The sequence below is a fragment of the Streptomyces sp. NPDC127197 genome (assembly GCF_042672405.1).
GTDB classification, from domain to species: Bacteria; Actinomycetota; Actinomycetes; order Streptomycetales; family Streptomycetaceae; genus Streptomyces; species Streptomyces flavusporus.
This window is the reverse complement of record NZ_JBHXVG010000012.1, coordinates 1-21965: the sequence shown is the minus strand read 5'-3', so window position 1 is coordinate 21965 and position 21965 is coordinate 1. Positions and strand designations below refer to the sequence as shown.

The 21965-nt window shown below is 69.6% G+C and carries 16 protein-coding genes and 2 pseudogenes; 12 read left to right on the top strand and 6 right to left on the bottom strand.

Translation table 11 applies throughout. The annotated features are described in order from the left end of the window. Nucleotides 1-23 precede the first annotated feature (23 nt). Complete coding sequence (locus tag ACFVJQ_RS20210) at nt 24-737, top strand: hypothetical protein (protein ID WP_385785567.1); 714 nt, start codon at nt 24-26, stop codon at nt 735-737. A 30-nt stretch (nt 738-767) separates the two neighbouring features. Here the strand turns inward: ACFVJQ_RS20210 and ACFVJQ_RS20205 are convergent, their stop codons facing one another. Together ACFVJQ_RS20205 and ACFVJQ_RS20200 are read right to left on the bottom strand one after the other, a co-directional pair. After that, nucleotides 768-1958 carry a sulfotransferase family protein gene (locus ACFVJQ_RS20205; protein ID WP_385512850.1) on the bottom strand — a complete coding sequence of 397 codons (1191 nt, stop codon included), beginning with the start codon at nt 1956-1958 and terminating at the stop codon, nt 768-770. A 124-nt stretch (nt 1959-2082) separates the two neighbouring features. Next, the gene (locus ACFVJQ_RS20200) at nt 2083-2532 is read right to left on the bottom strand and encodes an SRPBCC domain-containing protein (RefSeq protein ID WP_385512849.1); all 450 of its coding nucleotides are present in this window, start codon (nt 2530-2532) and stop codon (nt 2083-2085) included. Nucleotides 2533-2867: 335 nt separating this feature from the next. Between ACFVJQ_RS20200 and ACFVJQ_RS20195 the strand changes: the two are divergent. Beyond that, nucleotides 2868-3154 (top strand): annotated as a pseudogene (locus ACFVJQ_RS20195) (hypothetical protein); the annotation flags it as partial. Between the two features lie 69 nt (nt 3155-3223). On the opposite strand, the gene ACFVJQ_RS20190 reads toward ACFVJQ_RS20195, so the two are convergent. Next, the gene (locus tag ACFVJQ_RS20190; RefSeq protein WP_385785563.1) at nt 3224-5356 is read right to left on the bottom strand and encodes a glycoside hydrolase family 36 protein; all 2133 of its coding nucleotides are present in this window, start codon (nt 5354-5356) and stop codon (nt 3224-3226) included. Nucleotides 5357-5463: 107 nt separating this feature from the next. Between ACFVJQ_RS20190 and ACFVJQ_RS20185 the strand changes: the two genes are divergently transcribed. The 5 genes from ACFVJQ_RS20185 to ACFVJQ_RS20165 all read left to right on the top strand — a co-directional run bounded on the left by ACFVJQ_RS20185 (nt 5464) and on the right by ACFVJQ_RS20165 (nt 12176). Next, nucleotides 5464-6501, top strand: a complete 1038-nt coding sequence (locus tag ACFVJQ_RS20185; protein WP_385785560.1) for a LacI family DNA-binding transcriptional regulator — start codon at nt 5464-5466, stop codon at nt 6499-6501. A gap of 56 nt (nt 6502-6557) precedes the next feature. Beyond that, nucleotides 6558-7880, top strand: coding sequence for an ABC transporter substrate-binding protein (locus ACFVJQ_RS20180; RefSeq protein WP_385512846.1), 1323 nt, complete (start codon nt 6558-6560; stop codon nt 7878-7880). A 2-nt stretch (nt 7881-7882) separates the two neighbouring features. Beyond that, nucleotides 7883-8803, top strand: coding sequence for a carbohydrate ABC transporter permease (locus ACFVJQ_RS20175; protein ID WP_385785557.1), 921 nt, complete (start codon nt 7883-7885; stop codon nt 8801-8803). Beyond that, nucleotides 8800-9627, top strand: a complete 828-nt coding sequence (locus ACFVJQ_RS20170) for a carbohydrate ABC transporter permease (protein WP_385512844.1) — start codon at nt 8800-8802, stop codon at nt 9625-9627. The genes ACFVJQ_RS20175 and ACFVJQ_RS20170 overlap by 4 nt, the downstream gene beginning before the upstream one ends. Nucleotides 9628-9710: 83 nt before the next feature. Then, nucleotides 9711-12176: a CBM35 domain-containing protein gene (locus ACFVJQ_RS20165; RefSeq protein ID WP_385785823.1), complete on the top strand. Its 2466-nt coding sequence runs from the start codon at nt 9711-9713 to the stop codon at nt 12174-12176. A gap of 71 nt (nt 12177-12247) precedes the next feature. On the opposite strand, the gene ACFVJQ_RS20160 is transcribed toward ACFVJQ_RS20165, so the two are convergent. Both ACFVJQ_RS20160 and ACFVJQ_RS20155 read right to left on the bottom strand, forming a co-directional pair. After that, the gene (locus ACFVJQ_RS20160; RefSeq protein ID WP_385785554.1) at nt 12248-14290 is read right to left on the bottom strand and encodes a TIM-barrel domain-containing protein; all 2043 of its coding nucleotides are present in this window, start codon (nt 14288-14290) and stop codon (nt 12248-12250) included. Between the two features lie 72 nt (nt 14291-14362). Beyond that, on the bottom strand, nt 14363-15376 hold the full coding sequence (locus ACFVJQ_RS20155) for a LacI family DNA-binding transcriptional regulator (RefSeq protein ID WP_385512842.1): 1014 nt from the start codon (nt 15374-15376) through the stop codon (nt 14363-14365). A gap of 208 nt (nt 15377-15584) precedes the next feature. On the opposite strand from ACFVJQ_RS20155, the gene ACFVJQ_RS20150 reads away from it, so the two are divergent. Together ACFVJQ_RS20150 and ACFVJQ_RS20145 are read left to right on the top strand one after the other, a co-directional pair. Then, nucleotides 15585-16394, top strand: coding sequence for an endo-1,4-beta-glucanase (locus ACFVJQ_RS20150; protein ID WP_385512841.1), 810 nt, complete (start codon nt 15585-15587; stop codon nt 16392-16394). A gap of 110 nt (nt 16395-16504) precedes the next feature. Next, nucleotides 16505-18436, top strand: a complete 1932-nt coding sequence (locus ACFVJQ_RS20145; RefSeq protein WP_385785550.1) for an acyl-CoA dehydrogenase family protein — start codon at nt 16505-16507, stop codon at nt 18434-18436. Nucleotides 18437-18439: 3 nt separating this feature from the next. Here the strand turns inward: ACFVJQ_RS20145 and ACFVJQ_RS20140 are convergent, their stop codons facing one another. Continuing rightward, a complete protein-coding gene (locus tag ACFVJQ_RS20140) occupies nt 18440-18895 on the bottom strand; it encodes a lamin tail domain-containing protein (protein WP_385512839.1) in 456 nt (151 codons plus the stop codon). A 199-nt stretch (nt 18896-19094) separates the two neighbouring features. Here ACFVJQ_RS20140 and dxr point away from each other — a divergent pair, with 199 nt between their 5' ends. The 3 genes and pseudogenes from dxr to ACFVJQ_RS20125 form a co-directional block, all read left to right on the top strand. After that, nucleotides 19095-20357 carry a 1-deoxy-D-xylulose-5-phosphate reductoisomerase gene (gene dxr, locus ACFVJQ_RS20135; RefSeq protein ID WP_385512838.1) on the top strand — a complete coding sequence of 421 codons (1263 nt, stop codon included), beginning with the start codon at nt 19095-19097 and terminating at the stop codon, nt 20355-20357. Nucleotides 20358-20365: 8 nt separating this feature from the next. Then, nucleotides 20366-21658 carry a M50 family metallopeptidase gene (locus ACFVJQ_RS20130; protein ID WP_385512937.1) on the top strand — a complete coding sequence of 431 codons (1293 nt, stop codon included), beginning with the start codon at nt 20366-20368 and terminating at the stop codon, nt 21656-21658. Between the two features lie 169 nt (nt 21659-21827). Then, nucleotides 21828-21965 (top strand): annotated as a pseudogene (locus ACFVJQ_RS20125) (4-hydroxy-3-methylbut-2-en-1-yl diphosphate synthase); the annotation flags it as partial.

Below are 21965 nucleotides of genomic sequence, written 5' to 3'. Positions count from 1 at the left end.
CCCCCACCCATGGAAGGGACACCATGGCATCAAGCACGCTCGGCAAGGTCACCAAGGCCCTGCTGGCCCCGGCCCTCGCGCTCGGCGCCACCGTCGGCCTCGCCTCCGCCCCCGCCCACGCCGCCGTCTGGAACTCCTGCGACCAGTGGGGCAACACGAACCTGAACGGCTACACGCTCTACAACAACATCTGGGGCAGCGGCGCCGGCAGCCAGTGCATCTGGGCAAACTCCGGCACCAACTGGGGAGTCTGGGCCAACCACCCCAACACCGGCGGCATCAAGTCCTACCCCAACTCCAAGAAGGTGATCAACAAGACGATCACCTCCCTCGGCTCCCTCACCAGCAACTACAACGTCACCGTCCCCTCGTCCGGCGCGTACAACACGTCGTACGACATCTGGGACACCGACTACGACTACGAGATCATGCTCTGGGTGAACTACAACGGAGCCGTCGGCCCGCTCGGCACCTCGCAGGGCAGCGTCACCCTCGGCGGCCACACCTGGAACGTCTACAAGGGCAACAACGGCGCCAACGAGGTCTTCTCGTTCCTGCGGACCTCCGACTCCAACTCCGGCACCGTCAACATCCTCCCGATCCTGAAGTGGATCAAGGACACCAAGGGCTGGATGGGCAACGAGACCATCGGCGACGTGCAGTTCGGCTACGAGGTCACCTCGTCGTCCGGCGGCCTGGACTTCATCACCAACAACCTGACGGTCAGCAGCAGCTGACAGGCGATCAGGGTTCGGTCGGCCGTGCCGTCAGGCGCGGTCGACCTCGGCCCGCAGGGCGTTGTAGTCCGCGAAGGCCGACTCGACGTCGGCGCGGGTCAGACCGTAGCGGGACAGGTCGTAGTGGTGGGGGCGGGTGCCCTTGGGGCGGGCCGTGACCTCGGGGAGCCTGGCGGCCTCCGCCTCGGTCCAGCGGGCACCGACGGCGGCGTAGAGCTTCGGGGCGCCGCCGACGGCGGGGTCGGACCCGAGCCAGGAGTACGGGACGTCCACCAGGGCCTCTCGCGGGACGGCGGCACGGGACGCCAGGCCGCGCGCCGCGGAGCGGCTCAGCAGTTCGAGCCAGGTGGCGCCGATGCCGTGCAGGTCGACGGGGCGGGTGCTGAGGACCATGCCGTGCTCGATGAGGCTGCAGAACGACGCCATGACGGTGGCCGGGTCGCGGTGGGTCCACACGATCGTGGCATCCGGGAAGACCGTGCGCAGCGCGTCGAGGTTCTCCAGGTGCATGGGGGACTTCAGGATCCAGCGGCGGCGCGGGCGGCCGTACTGAAGGACCTGGTAGACCTGCTTGAGGTGGCGGTAGTCGGGGACGAAGTCCCGCTCGTAGTGCCAGGCCTGGTACTCGGGTATGCGGGCCGAGGACAGCGGCATCAGGGCGTGCGGGAGGGCGAAGGTGCACTCCTCGGGACCCTCGGCGACCAGGGGATGGATGTCGCGGAAGCGCGGCGCGAACAGATCGGTTCCCTGGACCAGGTGACGCGCAGGCGCCGTCGCCTTGCGCCGCCGGCCGGGCGGTACCTCCAGGTCGGGCGTGAGCAGCTCCCACAGCAGGGGGCTGCGGTGCTCGTCCGAAAGGGACAGCACGCCGTGGGTGAGTGTCGTCGCGGTGCGCGGCAGGCCCACCACGAACACCGGCTTCTCGACCGGCTCCTGCTCGATCGCGGGATACTCGGCGATCAGCCGCCGGATCCGGGCCCGGTTGGTGAGATGCCTGCGGACGTGGGTCTGCGCGGACTGCCAGCCGACCGGAGTGAGGTTCTCGGCCTTGGCCCAACAGCGCAGCAGGAACCGGAAGTCGTCGACGAACTGCTGGTCCCCCTCCGCCTGCCCGGCCTTGGCGACGAGCCGGTCGAAGACCCGGTCGGGCACGCGCCGGGAGCCGAACCCCGGCCGGAGCAGCAGATCGGCCAGGGCGAGGGGGAGCGGAGCGGAGGACATCGGGGACGGCTTCCCTTCGAGGGCGAGACGACGGCAGGTTCGGCGGGGCGAACGTATCTCATCGAACGGGCTTGCTGTGCCTATAAGTACACAGGGAGGGCCCGCCAGTGAGCTCTGGGAGAGTTCAGTCCCCTGCCTTTTCGGCCAGGAAGGCGCTGAGGCTGTCGAGGAGCATGGTGCTGCCCTGCTCGGCCATGCCGCGTTCGTCGGCGGTGTCGCAGGTCTGGCTGAGCACGATCTGTGTGCGCCGGCCGTCCTGCTCGGTGAGTTCCATGGTCATGACCGCGGGCGCGGGCTTGCCGGGTACGTCCATGCCGATCACCAGACGGCGGTTCTCGGCGACCTTGAGATAGGAGCCGGTCAGCGGGAACTGCCCGCCCTCGGGTGTGACCATCGTGGCCTTCCACGCCCCGCCCGGCCGTACGTCCATCTCGACCGAGCCGGCAGCAGCGCCTGCCCACGGGGCGTACTGCTCGGCGGTGGTCCAGGCCCGCCATACCTTCGCCGCGGGGGCGTCCAGCGTCCGGGTCAGCGTGTAGGAGAAGCCGCCTGCGGTGGTCTGCTCGGTGCTCATGCTTCGTCTCCTTGTCTCGCCCTTGGTCGGGCCGTCGCACCTGTAGACGCCTGAGGGCGCGGAAAGTCATCGGTGCGTTGCGCTTCCTCGAATCTCTGTGAAGCGGGCGCCCAGGTATGCCTCGAACGGCTCAAGCACGCCGTTGCGGCGGCGGTTGCGGACGGAAGCGAGCAGTTGGTCCAGGCCGGTCAAGAGCGCGCGGCAGCTATCCGTCGATGATCGCCCGCCGTTGTGACCTGACGCCACAGCCGTGTCGGTGAAGTGATGACGGGGCGCCAGTTGGTCCACATGGACGTGATCGAGCGGGTGGCGGACGGCTTGCGGATCCCCTGCCATACAGCCGGGCCCGTACGTACTTCGCCGTGGCTCTGCAACTGGCCGAACAGATCGGCGACCGACAGTTCGTGGCCAACGTCCTGGCGTGCATGAGCCTTCAAGCGACCTACCAGGACAAGCCCGGAGACGCATGGCATACGTCAGTGCCGCCCAGGATGAGGCTCATGCCGCCGTCGGGACGACCCCGCGCGTGCTGTCGATGCCGGCCACGCGGGAAGCCTTCGCCCATGCCGCGCCCGGCAACCGCACCGCCACTCATGCGGCGATCTCCGAGGCGCACCGGCACGGCACCGCCGTTCTGCAGGAACAGCGCCTCGGCGCCGTCGAGAACGGGCCGAAGGCTGTCAGCCGGACCCTATGCGCCCGAAGCGAGCCGGACCAGCAGCACGCCGGGCGCGCGCGGCAGCGACACCCGCAGCCCGTCGCCGTCCCAGACCGCCGAGCCGGCGCCCATAGCGGACGGATGCAGGATCTCCGTACGGACCTCGCGGCCCGCCAAGTGACCCATCCGCAGGCGGAGTTCGGTCCCGCGTGAGGTCCCGCCTTCGGCTTCGCCGCCCCGCCGCCACACCGAGACGTACGACGGCCCGCCCGGTACCCGCATCCCCAGCGCCAGCCATTCGTCCGTCCAGCCCGGCAGGCCGAGCGGCCAGAACGGCACCGCCTGCGCGAGATCCCCGCGGATCGTCTTGTACGTGCCCACCGCGTCCCGTACGAGCCCCAGCTGGTGCTCCGACATGCGGTTCAGGTGGCCCGACAGGTGGATGCGGCCGAGCAGTGCCCCGCCCAGCGTGAACGTGATCAGGTCGTCGTCGAACTCGGGCTGCGGGTAGGCCCAGACGGCGCTCTGCTCGGGCGGGACCGCCGTCGGAGCCGCGGCGGCGATCGGCGGGTAGCGCAGGGGATCCTGCTGGTCGCTGGTGGACTGGAGCTGGGTGACGGCCAGCGTGGCCCCGTCCATCCGCATCCCGCCCGAGGCGCAGTTCTCGATCACCAGCCCCGGGTGCCGGTCCAGCACCTCGGACAGCCAGTCGAGGTACGCGTGGGCGTGGCCGAGCAGCCCCGCGCCGGGTGCGAGGTCTCCAGCGGCTCCGGTGCCCGGGTCGACCACGATGTTGTAGTCCAGCTTGAGATAGCCCACTCCCCAGTCGCCGACGATCCGGTCCACCGTCTTGTCGAGGTGCGCGCGGGCGGCGGGATGCCGCAGGTCCAGCTGGTGGCGGCCCTGTTCGGCGATGCGCACACCGTCTCGCTGGAAGAACGCCTCGGGCGGGAGCGCGGCCGCGACCGGGCTGCGCACCCCGACGACCTCCGGTTCCAGCCACAGCCCGGGCACCATGCCACGCTCCCGGATCCGGTCCAGGACCGCCGCGAGCCCGCCGTCGGGGAAGCGGCGCGAGGAGGGCAGCCACTCGCCGACGGCGTCCCACCAGCCCTGTGTGTCGTCGTCGTACCAGCCGGAGTCGATGCAGAAGTACTCCGCGCCGGCCTCGGCGGCCGCGTCGATCAGCGGCAGCAGCTTCTCGGTCGTCGGGTCACCCATCAGCGTGTTCATGTAGTCGTTGAAGACGACGGGCAGCGCGGTGTGGTCCGGGTGGGGGCGGCGTACGGCGCGGCGGTACGAGGTCAGGGCGCCCAGCGCCGCGTCGAAGCCGTCGCCGAGGGCCAACGCCGCCGGCACGGTCGTGAACTCCTCACCCGGCGCCAGCCGGACCCGCCACTGGTGCTCGGCGTCCGTGGGGCCGTTCAGCGCCAGATACGTCCCGTGCGCGCGTTCGCCCAGGTCCCAGCGCCAGCCGGCCGGTGACTCCACCTGCCACAGCCAGGTCCGGCCACCGCCCCGTTCCGTCAGCGCCCCCATCGCCAGATGGCCGTCGGTGGGCCAGCTGCCGCGCCCGGCGAGGACGAGGGCGGCCCGGCTGTCGTGCTGGTGGGCGTCGACGTTGATGTCGGCGACCGTGTCGCGCAGCGGCTCGGTGTACCAACGGCACTCCGCCAGCCAGTCGTTGCGGGCCCGGTGCACATCCAGCGTGTCGGGGGACGGCAGCCCACCGAGCAGCAGGCTGCTGACGGACTGGACGACGAGAGCTTCCGTCCCGTCGTTGCGGAGCCGGACGCGGGAGCGCAGGACGGGCACTCCGGTGGGTGAGGACAGCTCGGCGAAGGCCGTCAGCCCGGTTGCCGGATCGTGGAGTTCGACGGTCAGCCAGTCCCAGCCTCCGCGTGTGCCACTGCGGTGATCCCGGTGACGCAGCCGTGTACCGAAGGCGGTACCGGTGAAGCGCGGTCCGGACCACCCACTCCCATGGCCCAGGGCGGTCAACTCGACCAGCGGCAGAGCGGATTCGGGGTCAGCCGACCCGGCGCCATCGGGAACTGCCAGTCGGACCAACCGCAGTGTCCCGTCCGAGGCGGTCGCGAACCCGGCCTCCAGGCCCGAGTGCCCCCAGGAGAATCCGTTCCGCGTCGCATCCGCCGTACCGGTCAAGATGTTGCCCCCTCCCGGCCTCGCTCGCCGGCGCGGCCCGCTTCCGTCGCGTGAATCCATCGTTACGGTCTCTTGACGCCCCATGTGTGACCGGTCACAATCCTGGCATGAATGTGACCGGTCACACAAGCCGCCCGGCGAGCATCAGGGATGTCGCCGGCGCCGCGGGTGTCTCGTACCAGACCGTCTCCCGGGTGATCAACGGCCATCCCAGCGTCAAGCCGTCCACTCGGGAACGCGTCCTCGCGGCCATCGACGAACTGGGCTTCCGGCGCAACGCCACCGCCCTCGCCCTGGCCAGCGGCCGCAGCCGCGCCGTGACCGTGCTCACCGCCAACACCACCCACCACGGCTACGCCTCCATCCTCCAGGGCATCGAGGAGTCCGCCCGCGCCGCGTCCTACACGATGGCGATCGGCGTCCTCGAATCGGCGGAGGAACCGGCCGTCGCCGCCGCCGTGCAGCGCGCGGCGGACGCGGGCGGCGGGCTGATCGTGATCGCCTACGATCCCGCCGGCGTACGGGCCCTGGGCGCCGTCCCCGCCGGACTGCCGGTCGTCGGCGTGGTGGAGACTCCCGCCGGCCGGCCCGACGACGACCGCCCCTGGGTGTGGACCGACGACCGCGAGGCCGCCTACGAGGCGACCCGGCATCTGCTCTCCCTCGGCCACGACACCGTGCACTACGTCGCCATACCGTCCAGCACCCGGCGCACCAGCGCCCGCACCACCGGCTGGCGGCAGGCGCTCAGGGAGGCCGGAGCATCCGAACCGCGCCCCGTGCAGGGCAGTTGGGGTCCGGCCGGCGGCTACCAGGCGGGCCTGCGGCTCGCCAAGGCCCCCGACGTCACCGCGATCCTGTGCGGCAACGACGACCTCGCGCTCGGGGTGCTGCGCGCCCTGCACGTCAGCGGCCGCTCGGTGCCGGACGAGGTCAGTGTGGCCGGGTTCGACGACGCCCCGCACTCCGCCTATCTGACCCCGTCGCTGACGACCGTACGCCTGGACTTCACGGGCCTCGGGCGGGCCGCGTTCGCCCTGCTGCACGGGGTGCTGGAGGAGTCCGCGCCGATCGCCCCGCACCCCGTCTCCGTGCCGGAGCTGGTGGTGCGGGAGAGCTCGGGGCCGCCGCCCGCCCGCGACTGACAGCCCGGTACCGCCCGTCCTGAATCCCTGTTCGCGAAAGGCACTCGAGGTACGTGATGACGAGAAGAGCCCTCCCCGCACTGGCACTCATATGCATCTCCGCCCTGGCCGCCACCGCGTGCAGCGACCCCACCGCCGGCGACTCCGGCACGGAGGGGAAGCAGACGGCGGTCGACCCCACCGCCCGCCTGGACGGCGTGAAGCTGACCATGTGGACCGCGCAGAACACGGTCAACGCGCCGAAGCAGGTCATCGACGCCTTCGAGAAGGCCACCGGCGCCCAGGTGGAGACGCAGGCGATCCCCGACCTGTACGAGCAGAACGTGCCGACCAAACTCGCCTCCGGCGACCGGCCGGACCTGATGTTCTGGCAGCCGTCCATCTCGACTCTGCCGTTCATCCAGCCCCAGCAGAACCTGCTCACCCTCGACGGCGAGGAGTGGGTCTCCAAGCTCGGAGACACCGAGAAGTCGCTCGGCGTCATCGACGGCAAGCGGTACGCGGCGATCGTCACCAGCCCCGCCATGCTCGGCGTCTACTACAACAAGGACGTCTTCCGGGAAGCCGGGCTGAGCGAGAAGGACTTCCCCCAGTCGTACGACGAACTGCTGCAACTCGCCCGCACCGTCAAGGACAAGACCGACGCCGCCGCCTTCTACGAGGCCGGCGGCGACAAGTGGCCGATGCAGTGGCAGATGCAGGTCCAGCTCACCGACCTCGACCAGCAGTGGTGGGCGGGGCTGAACCAGAACAAGGAGAAGTGGACCGACCCGGTCGTCGTCGGTGCGATCAAGAAGTACAAGGAGAAGCTGCTCGACGCCGGACTCGCGCAGAAGAACTACCGGACCGGCACCTTCACCGGGCAGGCCGACGCGCTGTGGAAGGGCGAGGCCGGCATGGTCCTCAACGTCACCTCCTTCCAGACCCAGCTCCAGGCCAAGTACTCCACCGCAGAGATCGACAAGAAGATCGGCTGGTTCCCGGTCTCCAACTCCTCCGCCACCGGCATGTACTCGCCCGACCAGACCAACGGTGTGGTCGCCTTCAAGACCGGCGACGAGAAGCGGCAGAACGCGGCCCGGCAGTTCCTCGCCTTCTGGCTCGGCCCCGACTACGCCGACTACATCAAGGCGATGAAGATCCCGTCCGTCCAGCCCTCCGTGCCCACCCCCGACGGACTGCCGCAGACCTCCAAGGACCAGGTCGCCGCCCTGCCGACCGCCATCGGCGTCTTCCAGGCCAAGGCGATCGTCGCCCCCGACACGCATCTCTACCTCGCCGACATGATCTACGGCAGGAAGAGCCCCCAGCAGGTCGCCCAGGCCATCCAGGACCAGTTCGCGCAGGTGGCCAAGGCCCAGGGCGCCCCCGGGTTCTGACCATGGCGGACACGGTCGTACGTACCGAGCCCGCGCCGATGACGGGCACTCCGAAAAAGGTGGGACGGCTGCCGCGCGCAGCCGTCCACCACCCCTGGTGGTTCGCGCTCCCCGCGATCGCCGTCTTCGCGGGGTTCTTCCTGGTGCCGAACCTGCTCAACTTCTACTACCCCTTTACCAACTGGTCCTCGTACCACGCGGACATCGCCTTCACCGGCCTCGACAACTTCCGGACCATCGCCGAGGACGGCTCACTGCTGCGCGCGATCCGCACCACTCTGATCTACGCCCTGCTGGCAGCGCTGTTCCAGAACGGCTTCGGGCTCGGGCTGGCCCTGCTGCTGGAGGCGGACACCCGCTTCAACCGGTTCTTCCGCGCCGTGTTCTTCCTGCCCGTGCTCATCTCGGCGCTCGCCACCGGCTATGTCTTCCAGGCCCTCCTCGACCAGGACGGCGCCGTCAACTCCGTCCTGGGTACGGACATTCCCTGGCTGGGCTCGACCACCTGGACGCTGGTGCTGGTCACCGTCATCCACGGCTGGAAGTGGATGGGCCTGTCCATGCTGATCTATCTCGCCGGGCTCAAGGGCATCCCCGGGGACATGCTGGAGGCCGCGAAGTGCGACGGCGCCGGTCCCTGGCGGACCTTCCGGTCGGTGCGCTGGCCGATGCTCGCCCCGGCCGTCACCTTCAACGTCACCACGGCGCTGATCGGCTCGATGAACACCTTCGACATCGTGCAGGCCACGACGGGCGGCGGACCCGCGGCCTCCACCGAGGTCTTCAACATCTACATGTTCCGGATCTTCGGCCAGGGCCTGTACGCGCAGGCCTCCGCGATGAGCCTCGTCCTCTTCCTGGTCGTCGTCGCCGTCGCGATTCCGCTGGTCATCGGCCTGCGTCGAAGGGAGCAGATGCTATGACCCCGGTGGTGTGGCGGTACGGCCGACCGGCCCTGGTCGTCCTGCTCGCCGGCCTCGCCGTCGGCGTACCGCTGTGGCTGGTCCTCGTCACATCGGCCAAGCCGCAGGCCGAGGCCATCAGACCGAACCTCGACCCGCCGGAGCACTGGCAGCCCGGCAGCAACTACGAGGACGCCGTCGCCCAGGGCGAGATGCTGCGCGGCTTCCTCAACTCCCTCCTCGTCGTGGTCCCTTCGGTCGTCCTCGTCCTGATCCTCGGCGCGGGCGCGGCCTGGGTCTTCGCCCGCCGCAGGTCGAAGCTGGTCTCGGCGGCATACGCGCTGTGCATCAGCGGACTGCTGCTGCCGCCCGCCGTCATCACCATCGTGATGGAGCTGCGGCAGCTCGGACTGGCCAACACCCGTCCCGGGATGATCGCCGTCTACACCGGTATGTACCTCTCCACGTCGATCTTCTTCATGACCGGCTTCATCCGCGCCATCCCCATGGAGCTGGAGGAGGCCGCACGGATGGACGGGGCAAAGCCTCTGCGGATCTTCCTGCGCATCATCCTGCCGCTGCTCAGGCCGGTGATCGCCACCGCGACGATCATGGTGATGCTCTACGCCTGGAGCGACATCTTCTACGCGTTCTTCGTCCTCGGCGGCGGAGAGCGGGCGACCCTCCCGCTGAACCTCTACAAGGTCGCCAGCGCCCAGCTCTACCTCAACAACTGGCATCTCGTCTTCGCGTACGTCGTGGTGATGAGCCTGCCCATGGTCGCCGTGTTCCTGGTGGCCCAGCGAAAGATCGTGTCCGGAATCACCAGTGGAGCCGTCAAATGACCGAAAGTTCCAGCAGCGTGAGCACCCGTACCGGATCCCGCACCAGAACCGCCCTGGTCACAGCCGCCCTTGGAGTCGCCACCATGGCAGGCACCCTCCCCACCGCAGCCCCCGCGGCCGCCGCCGACACGCAACGCCTCACCGTCGACCTCACCGCCTCCGAGGGCCCGGTGATGCGCGGCGCCAACGGCGCGCTCTACGGCCTCAGCGACGACGGCGTGCCCAGCGACGCGGCCCTGGAACCCCTGAAGATCACCAGCATCTCGCAGAAACCGGAGGGCGGCGCCCAGCACCCCAACGGCGACGCGCTCACCGTCTCGAAGTCATTCTTCCGCAACGGCGGCGGCGAGATCAACGTGATGATGCAGGACATCTACGCCAAGTGGCCGTACGAGGACCTCGGCATCGACGACTATCTCCCCAAGGTCGACAAGATCGTCAAGGAGGTCTCGGCCGACCCGAACAGCGACCGCTTCATCTACATCCCGTTCAACGAACCCGACCAGATCTGGTACAAACTGGGCGTCTCCGACCAGGCGCAGTACGAGGCCAACCGGGACCGGTTCTTCAAGGACTGGAAGACGGTCTACCAGCGCATCCGCGCCATCGACCCCGACGCGAAGATCGCCGGCCCCAACGAGGCGGCGTACCACACCCGCCTGCTGACCGACTTCCTCGCCTTCGCCCAGCGCGAGAACGTCATGCCGCAGGTGATGACCTGGCACGAGCTGGGCTCCGGCTCACTGCGCGACTTCCAGGCCCACTACGACGACTACCGCGCCATCGAACGCCGACTCGGCATCTCACCCCTGAAGATCAACATCGACGAGTACGCCAACCGCCGTGACCTGTCCGTCCCCGGCCAGCTCGTCCAGTGGGTCTCGATGTTCGAGCGGAACAAGGTGTACGCCAACCAGGCCTACTGGGACGCCGCCGGCAACATGGACGGCAACGTGGTCCGCTCGAACATCCCCAACGGCGGCTGGTGGTTCTTCCGCTGGTACGCGGGCCTGACCGGCGACACCGTCAAGGTGACCCCGCCGCAGGCCGACACCATCGACACCCTCCAGGGCCTCGCCTCCCTCGACACCGAGCGCCGCCAGGCCCAGGTCCTGCTCGGCGGCTCCGCCGGCGACTCCGACGTGGTGGTGCGGAACGTCTCCCGGAACCTCTTCGGCCGTACGGTCACCGCGACCGTCGCCGAGGCCGCCTGGTCCGGCTACGAGGGTCAGCATGCGACGCCCCGCGTCCTCGCGCGGACGAAGCTGACGGTGGCGGCCGACGGCACGGTGACCGTCCCGCTGCGCGGCATGCACAAGATGTCCGCCTACCGGATCGTCCTCACCCCCGGCGGCACCGGCACCCCGTCCGCCGCCACGGTCCCGTGGTCGGCGTCGTACGAGGCCGAGGACGCGGCCATCACCGGCGGCCAGGTCTACACCCAGGGCACGGTCAGCAACGCCAACGGCTACGCGGCCTCCGGCACGAAGGACGTCGGCTCGCTGGGCACCGCCTCCAGCAAGGTCGACTTCACGGTGACCGTGCCCGAGACCGGCACGTACGACCTGGCGATCCTCTACGGCAACCAGTCGGGCGCACCCGCCACCCAGCAGCTGTCCATCGACGGCGGGGAACCGGTGACGGTCACCTACCCCTCCACCGAGAACTGGACCTACCGCGCCAAGAAGGACGTCACCGTCCGCCTCACGGCCGGCACCCATGTGCTCACCCTGGCCAAGGGCGATGCCGAGGTCACCCTCGACCGCATCGACCTGACCGCCCGGACCGGCGAGCCTTCGGCGTCGTACGAAGCCACCCTCGCGGACATCAGCGGCAGGCCGTCCTACGACTACTCCTCCTCGGCCGGCGTCGGCACGGGCGCCCTGGTCCTGCGCCCCGGCGACAAGGCGGTCTTCGACGTCTACGCCCCGCGCGACGCCTACTACACGGTGGTGCCGCGATCCTCGGCGGCGGTGCAGCTCACCCTGCACGGAGAGACGGTGACGGCGGCACCCGGCCGGCCCCTGCGGCTGTACCTCGTCGCGGGCAACAACCGCATCGCGACGACCGCCCAGAACGCCTCCGTCCGCTCCCTCGACGTCTCCGGCGCCGGCTCCACCACCGGCACGCTCTCCTACGAGGGCGCCTCGGCCACCCTCGCGGGCGGCGCCCGGCTCGTCGACTCCCCGCACGCCTCCGCGGGCTCCCACATCGGCTGGCTGGGCAACAGCCCCGAAAGCACCGCCGAGTTCACCGTGGACGCGCCCAGGCCGGGCCGCTATCTGCTGGTCGTCCACTACGCGCACAACGACCGGCGCGACAACGGCCACGCCTACAACACCGACATCATGTCCCGTACGGCGGACATCACGGTCGGCGCCGACGCTCCCCGCCGGGTCACCTTCAAGAACACCTGGAGCTGGGACGACTACTGGACGCTGGGCGTCCCCGTCGACCTGGAGCAGGGCGCCAACAAGGTGACGTTCGGCAACGCGAGCGCCTGGGCGCCGGACATCGACCGGATCGAACTGGGCCGGATCGTCGGCTGAGGAACGTCCGCAGGGCCTCGGCCACCGCATCGCCGGTGGCCGAGGCCCTCCCCTCCTGCGTGCCCCCGCTGCTACTCGGCGACCGGCAGCGAGGCCCCGTCCCGCAGGAACAGCGGGATACGGTCCAGCGGGGCGTCGACCGTCACGGCCGCACCGCCCTCGTACGTCTCACCCGTCCACGCGTCCGTCCAGGTCGCGCCCGCCGGGAGATACACCGTGCGGGCCGTGGCGCCCGCCGTCAGCACCGGCGTGACCAGCAGATCGCGGCCGAAGAGATACGCGTCGTCGACCGCCCAGGCCGCCTGGTCCTCGGGGAACTCCAGGAACAGCGGCCGCATCACCGGCAGGCCCTCCTCGTGGGCCTCGCGCATGACGTCGAGGACGTACGGCTTCAGGCGCTCACGCAGCCGCAGGTACTGCTCCAGGATCGTCCCGGCCTCCTCGCCGTACGACCACACCTCGTTCGGGCCGCCGGTCATCTCCGGGCCGAGCGGCATGCCCGGGTCGCGGAAGCCGTGCAGACGCATCAGCGGGGACAGCGCGCCGAACTGGAACCAGCGGACCATCACCTCCCGGTACGCCGGGTCGTCCGGGTCGCCGCCGTGGAAGCCGCCGATGTCCGTGTTCCACCACGGGATGCCCGAGAGCGCGGTGTTGAGGCCGGCCGCGATCTGGCGGCGCAGGGTCGCGAAGTCGGTGCCGATGTCGCCGGACCACAGGGCGGCGCCATAGCGCTGACTGCCCGCCCACGCCGAGCGGTTGAGGGTGATGATGTCGGACTCGCCCTCCGCGAGCAGACCCTCGTAGAAGGTGCGGGCGTTCTCGGCCGGGTACATGTTCCCGACCTCCAGGCCCGGGCCCGCCCAGTAGCGCAGGTTCTCCTGGAAGCCGGGCTTCAGCTCCGGCTCGCAGGCGTCCAGCCAGAAGGCGTTGATGCCGTACGGGGCAAGGTAGTTGTCGCGCACCTTCGACCACACGAACTCCCGGGCGTCCGGGTTGGTGGCGTCGTAGAAGGCGACCTGGACGGTGGAGGCGACCTCCTTGTCCGGCCAGTCGGCGTGCGCCATCGGGCCGTACTGGGTGCCGATGAAGTAGCCGCGCTGCTCCATGACCGGATGGTTCTCGCTCAGCGGGGAAACCGACGGCCACACCGACACGACCAGCTTGATGCCGAGCTCGTCCAGCTCCCGCACCATCGCCGCCGGGTCGGGCCACTCCTTCGGGTCGAACTTCCACTCGCCCAGGTGCGTCCAGTGGAAGAAGTCGCAGACGATGACGTCGATGGGCAGGCCGCGGCGCTTGTACTCCCGTGCCACGGCGAGGAGTTCGTCCTGGGTGCGGTAGCGCAGCTTGCACTGCCAGAAGCCCGCCGCCCACTGAGGCAGCATCGGCGTACGGCCCGTGGCCGCGCTGTAGCGGCGCTGGGCGTCGGCCGGGGCGCCGGCGGTGATCCAGTAGTCGATCTGGCGGGCGGAGTCGGCGACCCAGCGGGTGCCGTTGTGCGCGAGCTCCACGCGGCCGATCGCCGGGTTGTTCCACAGCAGGGTGTAGCCACGGCTGGAGGTCAGCACCGGGATGCCGACCTCGGCGTTGCGCTGGACCAGGTCGAGGACCAGGCCCTTCTGGTCCAGCCGCCCGTGCTGGTGCTGGCCGAGGCCGTACAGCTTCTCGCCCTCGTAGGCCGCGAACCGCTGCTCCAGGCGGTGATGGCCGTTGCCGACAGCGGTGTAGAGGCGCGGGCCGGGCCACCAGAAGTGGGCGCGTTCCTCGGCGAGCAGCTCGTCCCCGCCGGCGGTGTCGAGGAACCGGATCAGGCCCTCGGCGTCGACGTGCACGGTCAGCGCGCCGACGGTCAGCCGGCCCTCCCCGTCCACGATCTTGACGGTGCTCTCGGTCGGCGGGGCCTCGTCCAGGAGCGCGCCCGGCAGTCCCTCGAGGACCGGACCGCCGAGCCGTGCCCGCACCCGGACCGCGTCCGGACCCCACGGCTCGATGCGTACGGTCTCCTGGCGGCCGCTCCACTCCAGACCGCCGTCCCGCTCACGGAACGTGCCGACGGTGGGGGAGGACTGGGCCAGGCTGACCTTGGGCTGGTTTTCGGCAGGCTGATTCACTTGGGGGCTCCTGTGAGGAGTGCAGACAGGGAGGTGCCTTGAAGGGGGGTGGTGCGACCGGTGTCAGGACCGTCAGGATCCGGACGGAACCGGTCCCGAGCTCGCCCGGACCGTCAACGCGGGGGCGATCAGCACGACCTCGTCACTGCCCCGCCCGTCCAGCTTCGCGACCAGGTGTTCCACGGCGTGCCGGCCCATCTCCTGCGCCGGGATGGCGACCGACGTCAGCCGCACCGAGGCCTGGGTGGCGACCTGGTCCGGGCAGATCGCGACCACCGACACGTCCTCCGGAACGGCCCGGCCCTGCTGGCGCAGCAGCGCGAGCAGCGGCTCGACCGCCGACTCGTTCTGCACGACGAACCCGGTCGTCGCCGGACGCTCGTCGAAGACCCGGGCGAGCGTCACCGCCATCGCGTCGTACCCGCCCTCACAGGGGCGGTGCAGCACCCGCAGCCCCAACTCCCGTGCACGGGAGCGGAGTCCGTCGAGGGTGCGCTCGGCGAAACCGGTGTGCCGCTCGTACACCGCGGGCGCCTCGCCGATGACAGCGATGTCGCGGTGACCCAGCTTGGCGAGATGCTCGACGCAGAGCGCGCCCGTGGCAGCGAAGTCCAGGTCGACGCAGGTGAGCCCGGTGGTGTCGGCGGGCAGTCCGATCAGGACGGACGGCTGGTGGGTGCCGCGCAGCAACGGCAGCCGGTCGTCGTCCAGCTCGACGTCCATCAGGATCATGGCGTCGGCCAGCCCGCTGCCGGTGACCCGGCGCACCGCGTCGGGGCCCTCCTCGCCGGTGAGCAGCAGGACGTCGTAGCCGTGCGTCCGGGCGGTGGTGGCCACGGCGATGGCGATCTCCATCATCACCGGCACGTACATGTCCGTGCGCAGTGGAATCATCAGGGCGATGATGTTCGACCGGCTGCTCGCCAGGGCGCGGGCGCCGGCGTTCGGGTGGTAGCCCAGCTCCCGGATGCTCTGCTCGACCCGGTGCCGGGTGGTCGCGGAGATGGACCGCTTGCCGCTGAGGACATAGCTCACCGTGCTCGCCGACACTCCGGCGTGCTGGGCGACCTCGGCGAGGGTGACCATCCAGCTCTCCAAGTTTTGTGAAGCGCTTCGACAGTGCGCATTGCGAACAACGGCGGGTGAGGGTGGTTCGACAGTAGCCCCAGCCGGGGTGGGTGTCCATAGTGTGTCGAAGCGCTTCGACAATGATTTTCGGCCGGTACGGCAACCTCGGCGCGCCCGGCGGTCACTGAAGGGACGTAACACGGAACCGTCCCCCGGAAGGACCCCCATGCAACACCGCAGACCGCGCCTGTCCAAGAAGGCGAAGATGCTGGTCGCCGCCTCCGTCGCCCTCGCGGCCGCCGTGGGCGTCACCGTCGCCCAGGCCGGCGAGGCGAGCAAGAAGTGCACCGCCTTCGACACCATCACGCTCGGCAAGTACTACGCGAACAACAACCTCTGGGGTCAGGACAAGGGCACCGGCAGCCAGTGCGTCTGGGACAACTCCGCGTCCGGCGACACGATCTCCTGGGGCACGGACTACACCTGGGCCAACAGCGCCACCGGCAAGGACTCCGACGTGAAGTCGTACGCGAGCACCGTCCTCGGCTGGCACTGGGGCTGGAAGACGGACAAGGCGAGCACCGAGCTGCCCATCCGGGTCGGCGACCGCAAGCCGGTCCGGACCACCTGGGACTTCTCGGTCAGCTCGAACCCCGGCACGATGAACGTCGCCTACGACCTGTGGCTGCACACCAAGAACACCGCGGACTGGCAGGACCAGCCCACCGACGAGGTCATGATCTGGCTCAACCGCCAGGGCGGCGCCGGCCCGCTGGGCACCAAGTACGGCAGCGTCAGCCTGGGTGGCGCGATGTGGGACATCTACCAGGGCGACATCGGCTGGAACGTCTACTCCTTCGTCCGCCGCACCAACACCACCAAGGCCACCCTCAACCTCGACGACTTCACCCAGGCACTCGTTCGGCGCAAGCTGCTCGGCAACGACAAGTACGTCTCCGGGATCGAGGCCGGCACCGAGGTTTTCCAGGGCAAGGGCCGCCTTGACACCAAGGCGTACTCCGTCGACATCGGCTGAACCACTGCGCGCGGGGTGGTGGCCTCGCCCCGGATCGGGTACATACGATCGAGTAGCACCCGTCGGTAACCAAATGGACCCTGATCCCGATTCGCGGCGAGGTGAGCCTCATGTCCGCAGCTCCCACCCGACCCACCGTCACCGAACGTGAGGCCCGCCAGGTGGCGGAGGCGGCCCGTGAACAGGACTGGCGCAAGCCCAGCTTCGCCAAGGAACTGTTCCTCGGCCGCTTCCGCCTCGACCTCATCCACCCCCACCCCCTGCCCGCCGACGACGACGTCCAGCGGGGCGAGGAGTTCCTCGCCAAGCTGCGCGACTTCTGCGAGACGAAGATCGACTCCGCCCGCATCGAGCGGGACGCCCAGATCCCCGACGAGGTGATCGACGGGCTCAAGGAGCTCGGCGCCCTCGGCATGAAGATCGACACCAAGTACGGCGGGCTCGGCCTCACCCAGGTGTACTACAACAAGGCGCTCGCGCTGGCGGGCTCGGCCTGCCCCGCGGTCGGCGTACTGCTCTCGGCGCACCAGTCGATCGGCGTGCCGCAGCCGCTGAAACTGTTCGGCACGCAGGAGCAGAAGGAACGGTTCCTGCCGCGCTGCGCCCGCACCGACATCAGCGCCTTTCTGCTGACCGAGCCCGACGTCGGCTCCGACCCCGCCCGGCTGGCCACGACCGCGGTGCCGGACGGGGACGACTACGTCCTCGACGGGGTGAAGCTGTGGACCACCAACGGGGTGGTCGCCGACCTGCTGGTGGTCATGGCCCGGGTGCCGAAGAGCGAGGACCACAAGGGCGGCATCACGGCCTTCGTCGTGGAGACCAACTCGCCCGGCATCACCGTGGAGAACCGCAACGCCTTCATGGGCCTGCGCGGCATCGAGAACGGCGTCACCCGCTTCCACCAGGTCCGCGTCCCCGCCGCCAACCGCATCGGGCCGGAGGGCGCCGGCCTGAAGATCGCGCTGACCACACTCAACACCGGGCGGCTCTCCCTGCCCGCGTCGTGCGTCGGCGCCGGCAAGTGGTGTCTGAAGATCGCCCGGGAGTGGTCGGCGGCGCGCGAACAGTGGGGCAAGCCGATCGCCGAGCACGAGGCGGTCGGGACGAAGATCTCCTTCATCGCGGCCACCACCTTCGCCCTGGAGGCCGTGACCGACCTTGCCTCGCAGATGGCCGACGAGGACCGCAACGACATCCGCATCGAAGGGGCGCTCGCCAAGCTGTACGCCTCCGAGATGGCCTGGAAGATGGCCGACGAACTCGTCCAGATCCGCGGCGGCCGCGGCTTCGAGACGGCCGAGTCCCTGCGGGCGCGCGGCGAGCGCGGGGTGCCGGCCGAACAGATCCTGCGGGACCTGCGGATCAACCGCATCTTCGAGGGCTCGACCGAGATCATGCACCTGCTGATCGCCCGCGAGGCGGTCGACGCCCACCTGTCGGTCGCCGGAGACCTGATCGACCCCGACAAGACCCTGCAGGACAAGGCGAAGGCGGGCGCGAACGCCGGTGTCTTCTACGCCAAGTGGCTGCCGAAGCTCGTCGCGGGACCGGGGCAACTCCCCTCCTCCTACGGCGAGTTCAAGCACGGGATCGACCTCTCCCCGCATCTGCGCTACGTCGAGCGGCACGCCCGCAAGCTCGCCCGCTCCACCTTCTACGCCATGTCCCGCTGGCAGGGCCGGATGGAGACCAAGCAGGGCTTCCTGGGCCGGGTCGTCGACATCGGTGCCGAACTGTTCGCGATGAGCGCGGCCTGCGTGCGGGCCGAGCTGCTGCGTCGCCGGGGCGAGAACGGTCGCGAGGCCTACCAGCTGGCCGACGCCTTCTGCCGCCAGGCCCGCATTCGCGTCGACGAGCTCTTCGGCCGCCTGTGGACCAACACCGACGACCTCGACCGGCAGGTCGTCAAGGGTGTCCTGGCGGGCCGCTACGAGTGGCTGGAGCACGGCGTCATCGACCCCTCGAGCGAGGGCCCGTGGATCGCGGACGCGACCCCCGGACCCTCACAGAAGGAGAACGTGCACCGACCCGTCAGGTGAGGGTCAGCACCACTTGTCGCTCGGATCCCGCGTCGTCCAGGAGCAGGAGTCGACCTTGGCGCCGCTCGCCTTGGTGAGCGTGGCGGTGTCGCTGGTGTTGTTCCACACGTACCAGCTGCGGTCCTGGTACTTGTTCGACGCGGTGTCCCTGCCGACACCGGTCTTCACCTTCATCGTCTTGCCCGCGCCGATCTTGACGTTGGGAAAGACGTACTTGTGGTTCGCCTTGTCCTTCAGGACCCAGCCCTTCAGCGAGATCGCCGAGCTGCTGGTGTTCTTGATCTCCACCCACTCGCCGTTGAGGCTGGTGTTGGAGCCGGTGTCCGAGCCCGGGCTGTCGAACCAGACATGGCGGATGACCACACCGCCGGCCGCCTGGGCCGGAGTGCTGAGCACGGTGCCGGTGAGCGCCATCGCGCCCGCGAGCGCGGGCAGGGCAAAAGCAGCGCGTATGCGCATGGAGAGATCCCCCCAAGGATGTCGTCCGAAGTCATGCGACGGCCGGGCCCCCGCCCGGCCATGACCGTAGTGTTATCACACGATCTTCACGTCAGTTTCACAAACCCCGGATCCGCTCACTTCAGCCACAAGCCCGACAAGGCGCCCGCCCGAGGGACACCCTGTCCTGACGGACATCCGTTGCGGCAACAATGGGGGGATGAGCGACAGTCCAGCCCCCCTCGCCGACCCGCACCTCGTCTACGACCCGGTGACGGCAGACGGCCCGAAGGACGTGGTGATCCTCGGCTCCACCGGGTCGATCGGCACCCAGGCCATCGACCTCGTGCTGCGCAACCCCGACCGGTTCCGGGTCACCGGACTCTCCGCCAACGGCGGCCGGGTCGCCCTCCTCGCCGAGCAGGCGTTCCGGCTGCGGGTCCGGACCGTCGCGGTCGCCCGTGAGGACGTCGTACCGGCGCTGCGCGAAGCCCTGAGCGCCCAGTACGGCACCGGAGAGCCGCTCCCCGAGATCCTGGCCGGCCCCGACGCGGCCACCCACCTCGCCGCCTCCGACTGTCACACCGTCCTGAACGGCATCACCGGCTCCATCGGCCTCGCCCCGACCCTCGCCGCCCTGGAGGCGGGCCGCACCCTCGCGCTCGCCAACAAGGAGTCGCTCATCGTGGGCGGCCCGCTGGTCAAGGCCCTCGCCAAGCCCGGCCAGATCATCCCCGTCGACTCCGAGCATGCCGCCCTCTTCCAGGCGCTGGCGGCCGGCACCCGGACCGACGTGCGCAAGCTCGTCGTCACGGCGTCCGGCGGCCCCTTCCGCGGCCGTACGAAGGCGGAGCTGGCGAACGTCACCGTCGAGGACGCCCTGGCCCACCCCACCTGGGCCATGGGCCCGGTGATCACGATCAACTCCGCGACCCTGGTCAACAAGGGCCTGGAGGTCATCGAGGCGCACCTGCTGTACGACATTCCCTTCGACCGCATTGAGGTGGTCGTGCACCCGCAGTCGTATGTCCACTCGATGGTTGAGTTCACGGACGGATCCACGATCGCCCAGGCGACGCCCCCGGACATGCGCGGGCCCATCGCCATCGGCCTCGGCTGGCCGGAACGCGTCCCCGACGCGGCCCCCGCCTTCGACTGGAGCAAGGCGTCGACCTGGGAGTTCTTCCCGCTCGACAACGACGCCTTCCCGTCCGTCGACCTCGCCCGGCACGTCGGCGAGCTCGCAGGCACGGCCCCGGCGGTGTTCAATGCCGCCAACGAGGAGTGCGTGGAGGCGTTCCGCAGTGGAGCGCTGCCGTATCTCGGGATCATGGAAACCGTCACGCGGATCGTCGACGAACACGGCACCCCGCGCACGGGAACCTCACTGACCGTGTCGGACGTCCTCGAAGCGGAGACCTGGGCGCGTGCCCGGGCCCGGGAACTGACAGCACAGACGGCCACCGCGGAGGCGCGTGCATGACGACCCTGATGATGATCCTCGGCATAGTCGTCTTCGTGGTCGGCCTGCTGTTCTCGATCGCGTGGCACGAGCTGGGGCACCTGTCCACGGCCAAGCTCTTCGGCATCCGTGTGCCGCAGTACATGGTCGGTTTCGGCCCGACCATCTTCTCGCGCAAGAAGGGCGAGACCGAGTACGGCATCAAGGCCATCCCGCTCGGTGGCTACATCCGCATGATCGGCATGTTCCCGCCCGGCGCCGACGGCAGGCTGGAGGCCCGCTCCACCTCGCCGTGGCGTGGCATGATCGAGGACGCCCGCTCGGCGGCCTTCGAGGAGCTCCGGCCCGGCGACGAGAACCGCATGTTCTACACGCGCAAGCCGTGGAAGCGGGTCATCGTGATGTTCGCGGGCCCCTTCATGAACCTGATCCTGGCGGTGGTGCTGTTCCTCACCGTCCTGATGGGCTTCGGTATCTCCCAGCAGACCACCACCGTCAGCTCGGTCTCCCAGTGCGTCATCGCCCAGAGCGAGAACCGCGACGACTGCCAGAAGTCCGACCCCGCCTCCCCGGCCGCGGCGGCCGGCCTCAAGGCGGGCGACAAGATCGTCGCCTTCAACGGTGTGCGCACGGACGACTGGAACGAGCTCTCCGACCTGATCCGCGCCAACCCCGGCAAGGAGGTGCCGATCGTCGTCGAGCGGGGGGGCGAGGAAGTCACCCTGCAGGCGAAGATCGCCACCAACCAGGTCGCCAAGAAGGACTCCAGCGGCCAGATCGTCCAGGGCGAGTACGTCACCGCCGGCTTCCTCGGCTTCAGCGCCGCCACCGGCATCGTCCGGCAGGACTTCGACGATTCCCTGGTGTGGATGGGCGACCGGGTCGACGAGGCCGTCGACTCACTCGCCGCCCTGCCCGGGAAGATCCCGGCCCTGTGGAACGCGGCCTTCGACGGCGCCGAGCGCGAACCCGACTCCCCGATGGGCGTGGTCGGCGCGGCCCGCGTCGGCGGCGAGATCTTCACCCTCGACATCCCGCCGACCCAGCAACTGGCCATGGCCCTGATGCTGGTCGCAGGCTTCAACCTCTCCCTGTTCCTCTTCAACATGCTCCCGCTGCTGCCCCTGGACGGCGGCCACATCGCGGGCGCCCTGTGGGAGTCGCTGCGCCGGAACGTGGCGAGGGTGCTGCGCAGGCCGGACCCCGGTCCGTTCGACGTGGCGAAGCTGATGCCGGTGGCCTATGTGGTGGCCGGGATCTTCATCTGCTTCACCCTCCTCGTCCTGATCGCGGACGTGGTTAACCCGGTGCGAATCTCCTAGTCATACGGTGTTGGGGACGGCCCGAAAGGCTCTGTGGCGGGCCGCCTTCCATCGAGTGGGTTTGCCGGGCGTGGTGTGCCGGCGCACAAGCCCGTGCCGTAATCTCGAAGCCTGGAGCCCGCTGCTGACGGGACCGGACCTTGATCCACGACTTGGGGTTGCACAGCAGATGACTGCGATTTCTCTCGGCATGCCGTCCGTTCCGACCAAGCTCGCCGAGCGCCGGAAGAGCCGGCAGATCCAGGTCGGATCCGTGGCGGTGGGCGGAGACGCCCCGGTGTCGGTGCAGTCGATGACGACGACCCGT